A 17,484-nucleotide genomic window follows, 5' to 3' on the forward strand; every position below is an offset into this window, starting at 1 on the left:
TGAGAGGAATCGATGCTCATAGTTAGAACCGCTCTCTCTCATTTGAGGTCCATCCACCCGAACCCAGGCCAGTCGAACCCTGGCCCGTCGAACTCTGACCAGTCGATGACAGGCCACTGAAGCGAAGCGGGAATCGCTGGGCCAGCGCTCGCGCGGTTTCCTCGATATCGCGCGCGGCGGCGCTGAACGGCGCCTGTTCGAACAGGCTACGCTGTTCCGCCAAAGCCTCGGCGATGGCTTCGTCACGATGTACCGAGCCCACCAGCGACGGCGACAGCCGGTTCAGCATCAGTTCGGTGATCTCTCGTTTCAGCCGCGCGCGGGTGTCGACCTGATTGAGCAGGTAGCCGACCCGCCCTTCTTCGCCGGCGCGGCGAAGACTCCCCACCTGAGCTTCCAGACGCGGCAACAGCGCCACGGAGCCGGAGTCTGCCATCAGCACCAGCAGATTGAGATCGGCATCATCGATCAACGCCGGCGAAGCGCTCACCCGCGCAGCATGGGAGTCGACCAGAATCAGCGTATTAGGGCCCTGCGCCAGTGCTCGCAAGCGGCGCGACAATTCACCGGGGAGAGCCCGCATCGCCACGAAGCGGTCCCACTGCGCATCGGATGCCACCCCGAAAGGCAGCAACTCGAGCCCCTCCGTCAGCCCTATCAGGTAATGTCGCCAGTCGCCGGCAGAATCGAATCGATCGATCAAGCCGCGCTCGTCGCCCATCGGGAACTGAAAGTGCAGCCTCAGCGCGTTCTGCGGATCCAGGTCCACCAGCACGATCCGATACCCCAGCTGTTGCAATGCCACACCGAGATTGGCGCACAGCGTGGTGCGACCCACGCCGCCTTTCGGCGAGAGCAGATTGATCAGCGTCATGACGAAACCCTCTGTAATACGCTGGCCAGGGAGGCTTCCTGCCCGGCCACCTCGTTCCCACGGGCATTTCGGGACAACCGTAGAAGACCGCCCCCCTGGCGACGCTCAGCAGGCTGCGGAATTTCCACGCTGGATAGGCCGTTGACTCCAGCCTCGCCCGTGTCTGAAAACTCGGCTCCCTTGGCGTCCCAGGATGCGTTGCTATTAGACGCGTTGCTATTATTCGCGCCCGAGGACGTCGCTCTAATAGCGCCCGGGGAAGCACTTCGCCCATCGGCCGGAAAAGAGGTGGCCAAAAAAGAGGGAGAGCTATCACCGTGTTGGGCTGCTCGGGGAGTCAAGGACGGCACCACGAAGGCGTCATCGCGGGAGCGAGAGTGACTCGACTCCTGGAACGGCACGTCGTTCATGACCGGCCTCAGGGGCGTTTCCTGCGCGCTTGGGTTTTTCAGGGGAGGATGTACCAAGCCAGGGCCCCCGGATCCCCGGCCCGTCAAGGCTGGGTCTACCGAAGCCGAGGTTGTCGAAGCCAGAGCTGCCGAAGCAGGGGCTGTCGAAGTGACACACTCGGGCGCCAGTTGCCTCAACAGCCGCCAATGGGAGGTCGCCGGCGCACTGGCCAAGCCGTCACCGATAAACTCTTGATAGGTAACATCGTCGATACCGGCGGTCGCCAGCAGCGTTACAACATCCTGGGGAAGCGTCACTTGATCACCCTGCGTCGTTTTCTTTTTCTGTCGCCAACTTGGCCGGTGGCACCCCGGCTTTATGTGTCTTTATGTAACTATTATAACGTCTATCAGGTAATTTAATGTTACAAAAAAGCCGATATTGTGATCTCACTTTCTTGCATTAGTTTTCTCATACTCGCACTCATCGCCCGCTCATTGCCATAGCCACGCGGCCTTGCGCCTCTCGATGCTCAAATTCATCGAGGGCGTCCATCAAAAATTTCTCAAATTGGGCTAAAGCGAAATCCGGTAGCGCCGATAACTGGATCAACGGCAACGGAGCCGTTGCAGCAAGGTCCGGCAACACCTGCCATGAGCGCAGCGGATCAGGCCTAAGGTTGCGGTCTCTTTTGAGAAGCGCCCTCTTAACCGAGATAAGGAATCACGACAATGGCAGTTATCAATACCAACATCACCTCGATGATCGGTCAGAACAACCTGAACAAGTCTCAGAACGATCTGTCCACCGCCATGGAGCGTCTCTCTTCCGGCCTGCGCATCAACAGCGCCAAGGACGATGCTGCCGGTCAGGCCATCGCCAACCGCATGACCTCTCAGGTCACCGGCCTGAGCCAGGCCAGCCGTAACGCCAACGACGGTATCTCGTTGGCACAGACCACTGAAGGCGCGCTGGACCAGATCAACGACAACCTGCAGCGCGTGCGTGAACTGACTGTGCAGGCCCAGAACGGTACCAACTCTGACAGCGACCTGAGCTCCATCCAGGACGAAATCGATGCTCGTCTAAACGAAATTGATCGCGTCTCTGCTCAGACAGATTTCAATGGCACCAAAGTCCTTGATGGTTCGAAAACCTCCATCGCGATCCAGGTTGGTGCAGACGACAATCAGACAATCTCCATTTCACTACAGAAAATGGATTCCGCCTCACTTGGCCTGGGCAGTTTTGACGTTAGCAACCTCGCGAAATCAGTGTCGGCTGGAGGCTTAAACGACGGTAATGGTACAGCCGCTGCCGATGCCACCTTTGATTTCACAAATAACGGGAGTGGATCTACTGATGGACTGACCGTTCTTAAAGGCAAAGATGATGCTTATTATGTCCAGACATCAGACGGCAAAACCTACTCTGCTGCAGTAGCTACGGTAACTGATGACGATGCAACTGTCGGAGTTACTTTCGATGACACCACAGAAATTGATGCAGCCACTGCATCTGCTGCTGGCCTGTCTCCCCTCGCGGACTTGGATTCTGCTCTTAGCAGCGTCGACGGCATGCGCTCTGACCTCGGTGCGGTTCAGAACCGTTTCGAATCTGCCATCGACAACCTGAGCACGACTTCTACTAACATCTCCGCTGCCAAGTCGCGCATCGAAGATGCCGACTACGCGGTCGAAGTCTCCAACATGACTCGCGCGCAGATCCTGCAGCAGGCCGGCACTTCGGTTCTGGCCCAGGCCAACCAGGTTCCGCAGGGCGTTCTGTCTCTGCTGCAGTAATTCGCAACACGCAGTTGAAGTAGTATTAAAAAGCCGGCGAAAGCCGGCTTTTTTTTATCTAAACCTAGTCGCCAATAAACCACTACAACGTCTTCCTCCTTGGCTTACTGACCCACGACTCAACGTGATCTAATGCGTCAAACATGGCGTTTACCCGGTTGGCCGCAATGACAATAGAAGATTACGAACTCGTTCTGGAAGAACTGCAGCAGGTGATCGATGACGCCAAGAATTTGATGGCGAGATTCGAGGCCGAAGAGGCGGACCAAACGATGTCGGCGGAGTACCACAATCTTCATGAATTGTATCAGCGTGCCGTGACATCGCAGCGGGCTTATACGCGGGAGATGCTCGATACGCTGGAAAGTCAGATGGCGGCTGGTTGAAGACTTTTCCGGCACTCGGCGCCGCTAGGACCCGCCGATCATCCAAGCCCAGCGCATCTCGTATTCGCAAACCCTCCCCGCACCTCTTACGCTAAGTCCACTTAACCTTTGCAAGGACGTGGCTGATGCCCAAGCATTTCTCAATGACGAGACTGGCGACAAAAACTCGCTGCCTCTTGTTCACCTTGCTACTGCCGCTGGCCCTGACTGGCTGCACCACTTACGTCAACGCGCCCAACGGCGATTTATCTGGATCAGCACGACAGCCCTACGATCTCGATTATCGTGTCGTCGAGGATCAGACCTACACGCCACCCGATTGGCCCCAGCCCCTGCAGGCAGATGTCTATCTACCGGAAACTCACGGAGAAGCGCGACGGCCGGCGGTGATGATGGTTCACGGTGGCGGTTGGGAAGGCCGCACGCGGGATGATATGACGCCAATTGCCGAGCGGTTCGTCAAACGCGGCTACGTGGTGATTAACGTAAGCTATCGGTTCGCGCCGGAGTACCGGTTTCCGGCACAGTTGAATGACCTGCAGGTGGCGCGACACTGGATCAACGACCACGCGAACGAGTGGCGTGTCGATTCCAAACGGATCGCGGGTTTTGGCTACTCATCCGGTGCACACATGGTCAGTTTGCTGGCACTGGTAGCCGGTACAGACAGCAAACTGGATTCGCCCTATGGCGGTGAAGATACCGGTCTCGCGGCGGTAATATCCGGAGGTACGCCCGCCGATTTACGCCTTTGGGATAGCGGACGCCTGTTGATCCAGTTGATGAACGGCACCGAGGCCGAGCGCCCGACCGCCTACGCCGAGGCATCGCCGATCTTTCACGTTCACCGTGACGCACCACCCTTCTTTCTATTCCATGGCAACTGGGATGACCTGGTGCCGCCCGAACAGGCCGAGAAATTCATGCAGGCACTCGAGAATGATGGCAATCATGTCGAGCTGCTCTGGATGAACGGCCGCGGGCATATCACCACGTTTTTGTTTCGCGGCAGCGCGGAATCGGCGGCGCTGGACTTCCTGGCGCGAGAAATGCCAGACCCGGACGCCGCCGGGCAATGATCACGCCGCAATTGACGCTGGCATCGATTGTGGCTCCGCATCCTGGGATGGGGCCCAATCTATCGATGGAGGCGCTAGAAACAGGGTCCAGGTCGCTAAGCGACTTGCACCCGCTGCCGAGGTCGCGCACCATCGAGCGCCTCGATATCCTATTCAACGATAAGCTTATTACCAGGAGCCTGACGAGACGATGAATCTGTGGCGCCGGCTGACGGGAAACGACTCGCGAGAGCAGATCCACTTCCGTGCCCGTCTGGCACGCTATTTCCCGATCACCAGTTGGGCGCCCTACTACAATCGCCACCTTCTCAGTGAAGATCTGGTCGCGTCCGTCATCGTCACGCTGATGGTGATCCCCCAGGCCCTGGCCTACGCCATTCTGGCCGGACTACCGGCGATCACCGGCCTCTATGCCAGCATGCTGCCGCTGATTCTCTACTCGATTTTTGGCACCAGCCGCACGCTAGCCGTGGGGCCGATGGCGATCGTGTCGTTGATGACGGCCGCTGCGCTCTCTCCCCTATTTGCCAGTGGCACGGCGGCCTACAGTCAGGCCGCCGTGACCCTTGCCATGCTGTCAGGTTTGATTCTCGCGGTGATGGGGCTGTTGAGACTGGGGTTCTTCGCCAACTTTCTCAGCCATCCGGTCGTTTCCGGGCTGCTCACGGCCTCGGGCGTATTGATTGCCGCCAGTCAGTTCGCCAGCCTGATCGGTATCGGCGGTTCGGGTTTCACGTTGATCGATCAGCTTACTCATCTGCTGACCCATCTGAACGCACTGCACTGGCCGACATTGGTGCTCGGCGTCTCCGCGCTGGTGTTTCTGCTGCTGATGCGCCGCGCGGGTCCCGTATTGCGAAAGATGGGGCTGAGCGCCGGTACCGCGACCTTCATCGTGCGCCTGGGGCCGGTCATTGCCGTCGCCATCACCACGCTGGTCTCCTGGGCAATGAATCTTCCCGCACAGGGCGTGAACGTGGTCGGCGATATTCCCGCGCATCTGCCGCCGCTGAGCCTGCCGTCGTTCGAGCCGGGATTGTTGCGCGACCTGCTGCTACCCGCATTTCTGATCAGCGTGGTCGGGTTTATTGAGTCTGTCTCGCTGGCGCAGATGCTGGCCGCACGCCGCCGGGAGCGCATCTCTCCGGATCAGGAGCTGGTCGGGTTGGGCGCCGCCAACCTAGCGGCGGCATTCACCTCCGGCATGCCGGTGACGGGTAGTCTGTCGCGTACGGTGATCAACTTCGATGCCGGCGCCCGCACACCGGCCGCCGGTGCGTTCGCCGCGCTGGGCGTGGGGCTGGTGATCCTGTTTCTGACCTCACTGATTGCCTACTTGCCGATCGCCACATTGGCCGCCAGCATCATCGTTTCCGCCATGACGCTGGTCGATCTGCCCGGCCTCAGACGGACCTGGCATTACTCGCGCAGCGACTTCGCAGCGATGCTGATCACGATCCTGCTGACGTTTATCGAAGGCGTGGAGGCCGGTGTCATGGCTGGGGTCGGCGTGTCACTGGCGCTCTATCTCTATCGCACCAGCCGGCCGCATACGGCGGAAGTCGGCCGCCTTGCGGGTACCGAGCATTTTCGCAACATCCAACGCCATGAAGCGGAGGTCGATGACGAAATCGCCCTGCTGCGTGTCGATGAAAGCCTCTACTTCGCTAACGCCCGCTATCTCGAGGATACCGTCTACGGAATGTTGGCCGACCGCGACAACATGAAACATCTGGTGTTGATCTGCTCGGCCGTCAACCTGATCGACGCCTCGGCGCTGGAGAGTCTGGAGGCGATCAACTCCCGCCTGAAAGATTCACAGGTCGCCCTGCATCTGGCCGAGGTGAAGGGACCTGTCATGGACCAGCTCAGCAAGAGCGATTTCCTGGACCATCTGACAGGTGAGGCTTATCTCAGCACCTTCGCGGCCTGGACCGATATTCGGCATCGGCTCGACGACGAACGAGCAGCGCTTTTGGCTTCGAAAGAGGCGTCGTCCGAAACCTCGACGGAGGCTTCGAAAGAGTCGTCGACGGAAGTTTCAAATGAGTGTTCAACGGAAGCTTCAAATGAGGCTTTGGCTGGGGAAACCAGTGAAGCCGATACCGAAGGCTCGGACAGGCAATCGGCCGAAACCCATGAGCCTGCTCCATCCGGATTAGACAAGCCCGCCCAGCCTTCAGACCGTTGACGCTGGCAGGAGCTCGCCGTGCTGGCGCTGCATGATCGGCAGAATATCGTAGCAGGCGCCCAACGTGTGGCAGTCGGTCTTGGGAGCCGGGCTTTTCTCTCTGGAATAGCGGCGATTGTCCGGGGTCAGAATCCGATACCAGGCGCCATGCCGGTGATCGATCATGTGCTGCCAACAGTAGTTGGCGATCTTGTCGTACCAGCGCCAGTACCGCGCCTCGCCGGTCAAGTCGCCGAGCATCGCGGCGGCGACCAGGCCCTCGGCCTGCACCCAGTACACCTTGTCACGATTGAGAAATCGGCGATCGAAGTCCACGCCGCATACCAGCCCTCCATAGCGGCCGTCCCAGCCCTTATCGGCCGCCTCGATGAACAGCCGCTTGGCCTTGGAAATCAGCCAGCTTTCCATTGGACGATGTCGCGCCAGCACGACCATCAGTTTGGCCCAGGCGATCTGGTGCCCGATCTGAAAGCCCCAGGGCCGAAACAGGTCATCGGGCTGGTCGCGGTGATAGTCGAAGTCGATATGCCAGTCGCGATCATAGTGCTCCCAGAGCCAGCCATCGCCCATGGGCGCGAACTTATGCCACAGCGCTCGGGCGATGTTGAGTGCCCGGTCCAGAAAGGCGGCATCGCCGGTGGCCTCGGAGGCTGCAATCAACGCTTCGCAACTGCGCAGATTGGTGTTTTGTCCGCGGTAGCCATTCAACTGCCAGTGTGCATCCGCCTCATCGGCGTACAGCTGCCAATGTGGCTCGAAAAAGCGTTTGGTCTGTAAGTCATGCACACGATCGAGCCCGGCTCGGGCTTCGGTGACTCCCGCTTTCAGGGCCGTGGCATATGCCAGTAGTACCGAAGCCAAACCGTAACAGCGATGGGTGGTGTCGTCAGGCTTGCCGTTTTCCAACGTCCAGGCGTAGCCCTGGGTGCGGGACTGATAGTGCCTCTCCTCAATGAATTTCAGCCCGTGCCGCGCCCATTTCAGCGCTTCGGGCGCACCGGTATGGAGCGCCCAACGCGCGTAGATGATGACATAGCCGGCACTGGAGACGAGATGCCGATGATGACGGTTGTAGAGATGCCCATCATCGGTGAAGTAGTGATAGAACCCCGCTTGAGGGTCGATGCAGCGCGGGTGATAGAACGCCATGGTCCTGGCGATGTGCTGCTCTATCTGGTGCGGCGTGGTCAGTGGCATGACAGCCTCGCGTTACAACCTGTTGAGCGAGATCATGCGTTGAACGGCAACTCAAGACAATACACCTAAAGAAGATGATGTCGAATTGATATTATTTTCCGTGATTCACCCATGAAAAATCACGCCATGTGCGATGCACTGACGCGATTTTCCGTATCTCTGAAGAAACAAAATCCCTATTATTTGTGGGGTAAAAGCACCTTGTCAATGACGTGAATGACACCATTGGACTGCGCCACATCGTAGACGCTGATATTAGCCATTCGTCCAGCCTGATCGACCAGAACCAGGTTGTTCCCATTCTGCTTGACGGTAAGCGTTGCACCATTCACGGTGGTTAGCGTGGTCATACCGCCACCCTGCATGACCGCTTTCTCGAGATCGGCATGGGTCATATTTCCGGAAATCACATGGTAGGTCAGTACCGCACGAAGTTTATCGACGTTGGCGGGATCCAACAGCGTGGGGACGGTGCCGGTCGGTAGTTCATTGAACGCGCTGTCGACGGGTGCGAACACCGTGAATGGGCCAGGGCCCTGCAGAGTCTCGACCAGGCCTGCGGCCTTGACCGCGCCGACCAAGGTCTCGTGATCTGCCGAATTCATCGCGTTTTCGACGATCGTCTTGTTCGGGGACATCATTGCCCCTCCGACATCCGTCGGACCATGATTTGCCCACGCCATTGTTGTCATTAACATCGTAGCGGCGACCATCAACCCACGAAACAGAAAGCGCTTATTCATATTATCACTCCCAGCATTAATGATCTCAGTATTGAGACCTCAGTAGCTTCTACGCGGGGTTCATCAAAGCAGATGCATAAAAATTCGTAGACAAAAGTCTAGACAAACGAAACCGTCACGGCAGAAAACACGAGACGTCGACAACGGAATGCATCACATTATTTTCGAAAGATTAGTGCGTATAATCATGTCATCGAACGCTGTAACCCATTGACTACTCCGACGAACTCAAACCAATTCCATGTCTCCCAGTTCATCCATGCCCAATCAAGTGATCGACGCCTATCCGAAGCTCAAGCGCGACATCATCCGCGGGATCTATGTACCCGGTGAAAAGTTGTTGATGAGCCAGCTCAAGAGCCGCTACGGATGTGGCGTGGGTCCACTGCGCGAAGCGCTGACTCGGTTGATCGGCGAGCATCTGGTCACCGGTATCAGCCAGAGGGGCTACCGTGTCGCATCGATGTCGATCGCCGAGCTCGACGCCATCTACGACGCTCGGGCTGAACTCGAAAGTCTGCTGATTCGACTTGCCATCGAACGCGGCGATGACGAGTGGGAGGCGGCGGTTCTCGCTCGCGCCCATACCCTGGGCAAGGTCGACAGGGTTCAGGATGGTGAAGAGATGCTCGAGCGTTGGGATACACGACACCAGGCACTACACGATGCCATGGTCGCCGGCTGTCACTGCCAGCCGTTGCTGCAATCGCGTGCTGCGCTATTCGATCAGGCTCAACGTTATCGCCACCTCTGGCTCCGACAGACCGTCTTTTCCGAACAGGCGCTCGCCGACAAGCAGCGCGAACATCAGGCACTGCTCGATACGATCCTGGCTCGCGACGCTCGAGCCGCCAGCCAGTTGATGCGCGAACACCTGATGACGCCGGTGCCGATCATCCGAGAGCGGCTACAGGAACAGGACTGGATCTAGGTTTTCCAAGAAGCCCTGGAGGCTGGCATCGACTTCCCGATCACGGAATCGCGCCATCGAGGCGTAAAGCGGCCATCGCTTCGGCGTCAAGCGCCAGCCACTCCTGCAGCACGCGCTGCGTGTGTTCGCCCAGGCGGGGTGGCGGCTTTCGAGAGGTCATCCGCTGGCCGTCCAGCGTGATCGGGTTCCCCACCAGCGTGGCGCTGCGACCATCGCCAGTGATGCGCTCCACGGCCATCTCGCGATGACGCACCTGCGGGTCGTCGAAAACCTGATCAAGCGTATTGATGGGGCCGCAAGGCACGCCGTAGGCTTCCAGCAACAAAAGCCATTCGTCGCGTGACCGTAGGATCAGCCGTTCGCTCAATAGCGCAATCAGACATTCACGATGGGCAACCCGCTGCGCGTTGGTGGCGAAACGCGGATCGACTCCCCATTCGGCCTCGCCGAGCGCTTCGCATAGACGTCGAAACTGGCTGTCGTTGCCCACCGTGACGATGAGATGTCCGTCCGATGCGGCAAAAGCCTGGTATGGCACGATGTTGGGATGGGCGTTGCCCATGCGCTGTGGCGTTTGTCCGCTGGTCAGATAATTGAGCGCCTGGTTGGCGAGCACGCCGACCTGAACATCCAGCAGCGCCATATCGATGTAGCCGCCCTCGCCGGTCGCGTCCCGACGGCGCAGTGCGGCGAGAATCGCGTTGGCCGCGTAGAGCCCGGTAAAAATGTCGGTAATCGCCACGCCTGTCTTCATCGGCTCACCACCGCGGTCATCGGGTTCGCCGGTCAGGCTCATGAGCCCACCCATCCCCTGAATCAGGAAATCGTAACCCGCTCGGCCAGCATAAGGACCATCCTGGCCGAAGCCGGTGATCGAGCAGTAGATCAGATCCGGTTTGAGCGGTTTGAGGCTGGCGCAATCGAGCCCGTAGGCGGCCAGTCCGCCGACCTTGAAATTCTCGATCACGACATCGGCCTTCAGCACCAGCTGTCGAACCAGGTGTTGCCCTGCCTCGGTGGAGAGATCGATGGCGACCGAACGCTTGCCGCGATTGGCGCTGAGGAAATAGGCGGACTCTTTCGTTTCGTGACCCGAACCCGCACCGATGCCGGCGCCCTCGAGCCACGGCGGGCCCCAGGCACGAGTATCGTCGCCGCGTCCCGGCCTTTCGATCTTGATTACCTCGGCGCCAAGATCCGCCAACTGCTGCGTGCACCAGGGGCCGGCCAGTACCCGTGAAAGATCGAGCACCTTGAGCCCCGCCAGTGGCCGAGAGGTCTCACCCGTCGCACTCATCCGAACGCCTGGATGCCGGTCTGGGCGCGGCCCAGAATCAAGGCGTGGACATCGTGCGTGCCCTCGTAGGTGTTGACCGTCTCCAGGTTGATCATATGGCGGATCACGCCGAACTCCAGCGAGACCCCGTTGCCGCCGTGCATGTCACGCGATACACGGGCGATATCGAGCGCCTTGCCGCAGTGGTTGCGTTTGATCAGCGAGATCATTTCCGGCGTGGCCTGACCACCGTCGAGCAGACGCCCGACGCGCAAGCAGGCCTGTAGGCCCAGGGCAATTTCGGTCTGCATGTCAGCCAGTTTGACCTGAACCAGCTGCGTGGCGGCGAGCGGTCGCCCGAACTGCTGACGATCCAACGTGTATTGCCGCGCGGCATGCCAACAGAACTCCGCCGCACCCATGGTGCCCCAACTGATGCCGTAGCGAGCCTTGTTGAGGCAACCGAACGGGCCGCCGAGGCCGGAGGCGCCCGGCAGCAGGGCGTCTTCCGTCACGAAGACGTCATCCAGCACGATTTCGCCGGTCACCGAAGCCCGCAACGACGCCTTGGCCTGAATGGTCGGCGTCGAGAACCCCTCGGCGCCGCGCTCGACCAGGAAGCCCTTGATCTTACCTTCGTGAGCGTCTGACTTGGCCCAGACCACGGCGACATCGGCAATCGGACTGTTGGTGATCCACATCTTCTGGCCGCTCAAGCGATAACCGCCATCGACCTTTTTCGCCCGAGTCTGCATGCTGCCGGGGTCGGAGCCCGCGTTGGGCTCGGTCAGGCCGAAGCAGCCCACCATCTCGCCGCTGGCCAGCTCGGGCAGATAACGCTGCTTCTGCGCCTCGGTGCCATAGGCCTCGATGGGGTACATCACCAGCGAGGACTGCACGCTCATGGCGGACCGATAGCCGGAATCGACCCGTTCGACTTCCCGCGCGATCAGACCGTAGGCAACGTGGTTGGCGCCCGCGCCGCCGTATTGCTCGGAAACCGTCGCCCCCAGCAAACCCAGTCCGCCCATCTCGCGCAGAATCTCGCGATCGAAGTTGTCCTTCTCGAAGGCCTCCAACACCCGTGGCTGCAGACGCTCCTGGCAATAATCGCGTGCCAGCTGTTGAATCTGGCGCTCTTCGTCGCTGAGCTGCTGGTCGAACAGGAAGGGATCGTCCCATTGAAAGCCGGACATGGTTTGGGCTCCTGGCATCGTCGATGCGGTTCGTAAGAACGACCAGAGTAACGCTGTCAATAATGTCGACACTATTGGCAAAATGTCTACATTTTACTCGCGCGACTTTTCGCACAGAGATGATTCCGAAGGTGTTGGTTTTTCCCCGGCCAGCTTTCGATGCGCGGCGTGCTGAGGATCTTCGTGCAGTAGTTGACGCGTCACGCCATTCGTCCAACCGAAACCATCCTGGAGCGGATATTCCCCACCGCCGCCGCCGGCCGCACCCGTCTGAGTTGGGGTCAATATATATTTCTCGACCAGTTTGCTTTCGCTCTCATAGAGATTGCCGACAGTCATCAGCCAACGATGGGCGATATCCCGCGCCAGGGTCATTTCGCCATTACGGGCGAGCCCACGCATCGCCAACCATTGCAGCGGTGCCCAGCCGTTGGGACGGTCCCATTGTTGACCGCTGTGAACCTCAGTCGTGGCGATCCCTCCAGCGTCAAGCAGCCGTGCCCGGATCACATCGGCGATGCGGTGCGCCTGCTCGTGACTGGCAAGGCCGACATACAGCGGAGCCACTGTCGCTGCGCTCAATGCCGTGCGGAGCTCATCACGCTGCCAATCGAAATCGAAAAAAGCGCCAACGCGCTCGTTCCACATCAGCCGGTTGATTGCGTCCCGGCGGGCGTCCATCTTCTGCTGGAAACGCTCGGCGGTCTCGGTATCTCCGCTCGCCACGCTCAATCGCGCAATCTGCGCTTCGAGCTTGAACATGAAACTGTTGAGATCGATAGGCAATAACGCGGTGGTGCGGATGCTCGACAGCTGCTGAACATCGTCGAGCCAACGCGAGCTGAAATCCCATCCCGAGGCGGCACCGGCGCGCAGGTCGCGATACACCTCTTGTGCCGGCCGTGTCGTCTGTTGCGCCGTTTGTACATCCTCGAGATAGGCTTCCTCCCGCGGCGTGTCGCGATCGTCCCAATAGCGATTGAGCAATGTGCCGTCGCTCAGGCGGACACAGTGACGGTGCGCTTCACCGCAACTCAGCGTCTCGGCACCCGCCATCCAATAGGCATATTCCTTCCGTAACTGCGGCAAGTAATCACGCGCATTCCTGACCCCGTGATGCTCGAATAGATCGATCATCAGCGCGAATACCGGCGGCTGTGAACGACTGAGGTAGTAGGTGCGGTTGCCATTGGGCACATGCCCGTAGGTGTCGATCAGATAGGCGAAATTGTCGCCCATGGCTCGCAGCAGATGTGGGCGGCCGCTCTCGGCAAGGCCGAGCATGGTGAAATACGAATCCCAGTAATATAGCTCGCCGAAGCGCCCACCCGGCACCACGTAGGCATAGGGCAGCGGCAGCAGCGAGGAGTATTGGGGATGCTGATGTGGATGTCGCGTGAGCACGTCCCACAGGCCATCGATATGGACCACCAACGACTGATCTGGCGGCGAAACGTAATCGTTGGTCGGCACGTCCTCGTGAATGAAATGGTCGTGCACGAACGCGGCGAGGTCGAATCCCGATGTATCCTTACACGCGCGGTAGGCAGCAAGAATTGTCTCGGGTGACTGGCGCGGCACGCAGTCGACAAAGGTCTTGCTGTCAGCGAAAACTCGGCAACATTGCACGTCGACAAAAAGCTCTGCATAGCGCTCAGCGGGCGTCAGCGTATCGGCGGGTGCGACATGGGTAACCTGAGCCTGAGTATCGGCAGTGAAAGTAGCAAGATCATCCCTCACCTGATCGCATGGCTGAGCGTTCGGCTTCATTCGATAGCTCCTCTGGATGACTCTCTCTGGACGGTTTTCTCTGGAGAGTTCAGCAGGCTCGATCGCCTGGTTGATGCACTGAACGAGTCCATCTTGACGCCAGGCGACAGCATCACACCAACTTACCACCGGAAACCCCAGGCACCAGCCGCCAGCAGTGATCGCAGACCGGCAGCGCTTGACGGTCATGCCCCAGCAGCAGCGCGGTACGGCCAGCCAGCCAGGCATCCAACGTTACCTTGAGCGCCGTTGCGGTGTCTGCGTCGAGACCGCTCAGTGGTTCATCGAGAATCACCAGCGGCGAGTTGCGCAGCATCACTCTTGCCAGGGCAACGCGCCTGGCCTGTCCGCCGGAGAGCTGGCGCCCCTGCTCGCCGACCCAGGTCGCCAATCCTTCCGGCAGCGTCTCCGCCCAGCTTTTGAGTTCGACCTGCGCAAGCACCTTCCATAGCTCGGCGTCACTCGCATCCGGATCGCCCATGCGCAGGTTGGCAGCCAGCGTGTCATGAAACAGTTCGCTGCGCTGAGTGAGATAGCCAATTCTCGCTCTCAGTGAGTCAGGAGCAAGCCCGGCAAGATCCTGGTGATTGAATTCGACATGCCCGCCCTCGGGATCGAAGGCTCTGACCGCCAGTTGGGCCAGCGTCGACTTGCCGATGCCCGAGGCGCCGATGATGCCGATGCGCTGGCCAGGATCGATGGAGAGATTGAGACCACTGAACACGACTTGTTCACCGTGGGCAACATCGACGTCCTGGTAGACCAGCGACGGCGCGGCCCCGCTCGAAATCAGTGGCTCGTCTTTCACGGACGTGCCGGTCATCGGTGTCTTCAATTCGGCCTGCGCGTTGAGCCGCTCGGCCGTTCTCACCGTCGCGCCCAGCTGCGTGAACGCCATCGGCAGATTGCCCAATCCTTCGCTCACCGCCAGGGTTCCCAGCGCCAGCATCACCATCACCGGGCCACTCACGTTCCCCTCGCGCAATGCCGTCAGCCCCAACAACAGCACCGCCAAGGTCGCCAGTTGAATACCCAGGGTCACAACGAGATTGCCCGTCGCGGTACGCCGGCCAAGTTGGCGCTGGTCCCCGAGTAGCGACTGTTCTTCCCGACGCCAGAGCTCGCGATGAGCCTCCAGTGCCTGATACGCGCTCAGCTCGGCAAGACCCTCGACCTGCTCGATCGCCCGCACGCGTAGCCGTTCCTGGCGATCGACCCGACGATGGCTGGCTCGCCACCCCCACCAGGCACAGCCGGCCGTGGCGATCAGTCCCAGCGGCAGCAGGATGGCAAACAACATGAGCCCGGCGATAGGCAAAAAGACAGCAGCGAAGGCGGCAAAGGCCACGACACTGATCAGCGCTACCAGTGGTGGCGCCATCAGCCGTAGATAGAGGTTATCGAGGGTATCGATGTCCGCCGTCAGTCGGTTGAGCCACTGCGAGGCTCGAGCCCGCGACAACGTTCGCGCATCCAGGGAGACCAACCCCGCGAACACGCGGCCGCGAAGATCAGCCAACAGCCGTAATATCGTGTCGTGATTGTAGAGCCGCTCCAGATAGCGGCTGGCGGTCCGCGAGACCGCGAAGAAGCGAATGCCGCTTCCCGGCGTGAACACATCCAGATAACCGGAGGCGCTGAGGGCGGCGACCGCGGTCGCGGTAATGAACCAGCCGGAGAGCGACAGCAACCCCAACGCGCTGAGCAGCGTGGCCAGCATCAGCATTGCACCGAGCAATAGGCGCCCTCGACGCTCGGCCAGCACGCCAAGCCAGGGTCGCAGAGCCATCAGCGCCTTCATGAGTGCACCTCCCGGGACGAAATCGGACGTTCGACCCGCGACAGTCGCCCTGCTTCGATCGCGTAAACGCGGTCGGCCATCGCCATGATGGCCGGATGATGCGTGGCGATGATCAAGGTGCGTCCACTCGCCGCCAAACGCGTTAGCCCGGCAATCACGTCGCGTTCGGTCTCAGGGTCCAGCGCTGCCGTGGGCTCGTCCAGCAACACCAGCTTGGCCGGTGAGAGAAACACCCGCGCCAGCGCCAGACGCTGCCCTTCACCACCGGAAAGGCCGACGCCGCGCTCACCCAGCGGTGTATCGAGGCCCGCCGGTGCCGAAGCCAACCATTGGCCAAGCCCCGCCTGTCTCAATGCGCTTCGCAATTGTTCGTCGCTTGCGCACGGCGCGACCACCCGCAGGTTTTCGGCCAGCGTGCCCTGAATGATCAGCGGCCTCTGGTCGAGCCAGGCAATGGCGGGATATCGCTGTACCTGCACCGCCCCCGCACTCGGCGCGATGAATCCGGCGATCATCTGCAACAGGCTGGATTTACCACTGCCGGAGGGGCCGATAAACGCGAGCACCTCACCTGCATCGACACGGATCGAGAGAGGCCCGAGGATTCGCTCGCGTCCGGCGTGACGAAGCTCGACGGTTACCAGGCGTACAGCCCCCGGGACAAGCTCGGCCACATCGCTCTCCGCCTTATCGGGACGCTCGTCGTCGGCCACGACATTCGCCTCATCCGCGCCTGGATCGTCCACGTCTGGGTCGTCCACGTCCGGTTCGAGCAATGTGACCAGACCCTCGGCGGCGCCCAAGGCCGAGGCGCGATCGTGATAATGCTGCGACAGCGTACGTAGCGGCTGGAAGAACTCCGGCGCCAGCAACAGAATGAACAGCCCGCTGAACAGATCGAGCTGCTCGGCCGGCCCGTATTGGATGTAGCCCAGTAGACCCAAACCGATGTAGATAGCAACGACGGCCACCGATACCGCAGCGAAGAACTCGAGCACCGCCGATGACAGAAAAGCCACCCGCAGTGTCTTGAGGCTACGCCGACGATAGTCATGGGCGACCTCGCTGACTTCTTCGACGCTGCGCTCGGCCAGCCCGAAGAGCTGAAGTGTCGTGATGCCGCGCACACGATCGAGGAAATGCCCGGAGAGCCGAGTGACGGCCTGAAACTGTGCCTCGTTGAGGCGCTGGGCGCCCATCCCGATCAACGCCATGAACAGCGGAATCAACGGGGCCGCGATCAGCAGCCAGATCGCTGCCAGCCAGTTTAACCAGAACACAACGATGAGATAGATCAGAGGAATCAGCGCTGCCAGCACCATCTGGGGAAGAAAGCGCGAATAGTAGCCTTCAAGCGACTCGACCTGATCCACCAACTGGCTGGCGAGACCCGCGCTATGACGCGAAGCCAGGCGTACCGGCCCCAACTGCTGCAAGCGTGCCAGCAACCGTGCCCGCACCTGCTGCTTGACCCGCAGGCCGCACTCTTGACCGCAAACTTCCTGCCCCCACTGCGCCAGAGAACGAACGACAATGGCGACCACGATCGTCACGATGCCGACACTCACCTCGCCGAGTGCCGCCTGGCTCGACACCGCTTGGTCGACGAGCCAGGCCAATGCGCCCATTTGGATCAACGTGGCAATACCCGCCAGCAAGCCGCAGCCGACGGCTCCGCGATACCAGGGCCGAATATCGCCCGCCTGCCGTTTCAACCACGTTCGAGAAGCACTCGAACGTGGCGAGCTCTGGCTTGAAGAGCTCTGGCTTGAAGAGCTCTGGCTTGAAGAGCTCTGGCTTGAAGAGCTCTGGCGTGAAGCACTCGTGCGTGATGCCTTCGGGAATCGC

The 17,484-nt window shown here is 60.1% G+C and carries 13 protein-coding genes; 5 read left to right on the forward strand and 8 right to left on the reverse strand.

Annotated features, from left to right (window positions below; translation table 11 throughout):
• Positions 1–22: 22 nt before the first annotated feature.
• Positions 23–874: a cellulose biosynthesis protein BcsQ gene (bcsQ, locus tag DOM27_RS12030; RefSeq protein WP_110656202.1), complete on the reverse strand. Its 852-nt coding sequence runs from the start codon at positions 872–874 to the stop codon at positions 23–25.
• A 1,121-nt stretch (positions 875–1,995) separates the two neighbouring features.
• Between bcsQ and DOM27_RS12035 the strand changes: the two genes are divergently transcribed.
• The 4 genes from DOM27_RS12035 (at position 1,996) to DOM27_RS12055 (ending at position 6,722) form a co-directional block, all read left to right on the forward strand.
• Positions 1,996–3,066 carry a FliC/FljB family flagellin gene (locus tag DOM27_RS12035; protein WP_110656203.1) on the forward strand — a complete coding sequence of 357 codons (1,071 nt, stop codon included), beginning with the start codon at positions 1,996–1,998 and terminating at the stop codon, positions 3,064–3,066.
• Between the two features lie 167 nt (positions 3,067–3,233).
• Positions 3,234–3,452, forward strand: coding sequence for a hypothetical protein (locus tag DOM27_RS12040; RefSeq protein ID WP_157956764.1), 219 nt, complete (start codon positions 3,234–3,236; stop codon positions 3,450–3,452).
• 125 nt (positions 3,453–3,577) lie between these two features.
• Positions 3,578–4,531: an alpha/beta hydrolase gene (locus DOM27_RS12045; protein ID WP_245392694.1), complete on the forward strand. Its 954-nt coding sequence runs from the start codon at positions 3,578–3,580 to the stop codon at positions 4,529–4,531.
• A gap of 190 nt (positions 4,532–4,721) precedes the next feature.
• Positions 4,722–6,722 (forward strand): SulP family inorganic anion transporter, encoded by a 2,001-nt coding sequence (locus DOM27_RS12055; RefSeq protein WP_110656206.1) that lies wholly within the window; start codon positions 4,722–4,724, stop codon positions 6,720–6,722.
• Here DOM27_RS12055 and DOM27_RS12060 read toward each other — a convergent pair.
• On the reverse strand, positions 6,711–7,919 hold the full coding sequence (locus tag DOM27_RS12060) for an AGE family epimerase/isomerase (protein ID WP_110656207.1): 1,209 nt from the start codon (positions 7,917–7,919) through the stop codon (positions 6,711–6,713). The genes DOM27_RS12055 and DOM27_RS12060 overlap by 12 nt on opposite strands.
• Positions 7,920–8,098: 179 nt before the next feature.
• Positions 8,099–8,662, reverse strand: a complete 564-nt coding sequence (locus DOM27_RS12065; protein ID WP_110656208.1) for a fasciclin domain-containing protein — start codon at positions 8,660–8,662, stop codon at positions 8,099–8,101.
• A gap of 259 nt (positions 8,663–8,921) precedes the next feature.
• On the opposite strand from DOM27_RS12065, the gene csiR reads away from it, so the two are divergent.
• On the forward strand, positions 8,922–9,593 hold the full coding sequence (csiR, locus tag DOM27_RS12070; protein ID WP_245392695.1) for a DNA-binding transcriptional regulator CsiR: 672 nt from the start codon (positions 8,922–8,924) through the stop codon (positions 9,591–9,593).
• 40 nt (positions 9,594–9,633) lie between these two features.
• On the opposite strand, the gene DOM27_RS12075 is transcribed toward csiR, so the two are convergent.
• The 5 genes from DOM27_RS12075 to cydD all read right to left on the reverse strand — a co-directional run bounded on the left by DOM27_RS12075 (position 9,634) and on the right by cydD (position 17,351).
• Positions 9,634–10,890, reverse strand: a complete 1,257-nt coding sequence (locus DOM27_RS12075; protein ID WP_110656210.1) for a CaiB/BaiF CoA transferase family protein — start codon at positions 10,888–10,890, stop codon at positions 9,634–9,636.
• The gene (locus DOM27_RS12080; protein ID WP_110656211.1) at positions 10,887–12,065 is read right to left on the reverse strand and encodes an acyl-CoA dehydrogenase; all 1,179 of its coding nucleotides are present in this window, start codon (positions 12,063–12,065) and stop codon (positions 10,887–10,889) included. The genes DOM27_RS12075 and DOM27_RS12080 overlap by 4 nt, the downstream gene beginning before the upstream one ends.
• Positions 12,066–12,158: 93 nt before the next feature.
• Positions 12,159–13,835 (reverse strand): alpha,alpha-trehalase TreF, encoded by a 1,677-nt coding sequence (treF, locus tag DOM27_RS12085; protein ID WP_110656212.1) that lies wholly within the window; start codon positions 13,833–13,835, stop codon positions 12,159–12,161.
• Positions 13,836–13,947: 112 nt separating this feature from the next.
• The gene (gene cydC / locus DOM27_RS12090; RefSeq protein WP_110656213.1) at positions 13,948–15,636 is read right to left on the reverse strand and encodes a thiol reductant ABC exporter subunit CydC; all 1,689 of its coding nucleotides are present in this window, start codon (positions 15,634–15,636) and stop codon (positions 13,948–13,950) included.
• Entirely contained in the window at positions 15,633–17,351 is a 1,719-nt protein-coding gene (cydD, locus tag DOM27_RS12095) for a thiol reductant ABC exporter subunit CydD (RefSeq protein ID WP_110656214.1), read from the reverse strand. Before cydD ends, cydC begins: the two co-directional genes overlap by 4 nt.
• Positions 17,352–17,484 lie beyond the last annotated feature (133 nt).

Source organism: Salinicola halimionae (genome assembly GCF_003206065.1).
Taxonomy (GTDB): domain Bacteria; phylum Pseudomonadota; class Gammaproteobacteria; order Pseudomonadales; family Halomonadaceae; genus Salinicola; species Salinicola halimionae.

Coding starts and splice junctions, on each gene's coding strand:
- bcsQ (WP_110656202.1), bottom strand. CDS start 874: ATGACGCTGATCAATCTGCTCTCGCCGAAAGGCGGCGTGGGTCGCACC.
- DOM27_RS12035 (WP_110656203.1), top strand. CDS start 1,996: ATGGCAGTTATCAATACCAACATCACCTCGATGATCGGTCAGAACAAC.
- DOM27_RS12040 (WP_157956764.1), top strand. CDS start 3,234: ATGACAATAGAAGATTACGAACTCGTTCTGGAAGAACTGCAGCAGGTG.
- DOM27_RS12045 (WP_245392694.1), top strand. CDS start 3,578: ATGCCCAAGCATTTCTCAATGACGAGACTGGCGACAAAAACTCGCTGC.
- DOM27_RS12055 (WP_110656206.1), top strand. CDS start 4,722: ATGAATCTGTGGCGCCGGCTGACGGGAAACGACTCGCGAGAGCAGATC.
- DOM27_RS12060 (WP_110656207.1), bottom strand. CDS start 7,919: ATGCCACTGACCACGCCGCACCAGATAGAGCAGCACATCGCCAGGACC.
- DOM27_RS12065 (WP_110656208.1), bottom strand. CDS start 8,662: ATGAATAAGCGCTTTCTGTTTCGTGGGTTGATGGTCGCCGCTACGATG.
- csiR (WP_245392695.1), top strand. CDS start 8,922: ATGCCCAATCAAGTGATCGACGCCTATCCGAAGCTCAAGCGCGACATC.
- DOM27_RS12075 (WP_110656210.1), bottom strand. CDS start 10,890: ATGAGTGCGACGGGTGAGACCTCTCGGCCACTGGCGGGGCTCAAGGTG.
- DOM27_RS12080 (WP_110656211.1), bottom strand. CDS start 12,065: ATGTCCGGCTTTCAATGGGACGATCCCTTCCTGTTCGACCAGCAGCTC.
- treF (WP_110656212.1), bottom strand. CDS start 13,835: ATGAAGCCGAACGCTCAGCCATGCGATCAGGTGAGGGATGATCTTGCT.
- cydC (WP_110656213.1), bottom strand. CDS start 15,636: ATGAAGGCGCTGATGGCTCTGCGACCCTGGCTTGGCGTGCTGGCCGAG.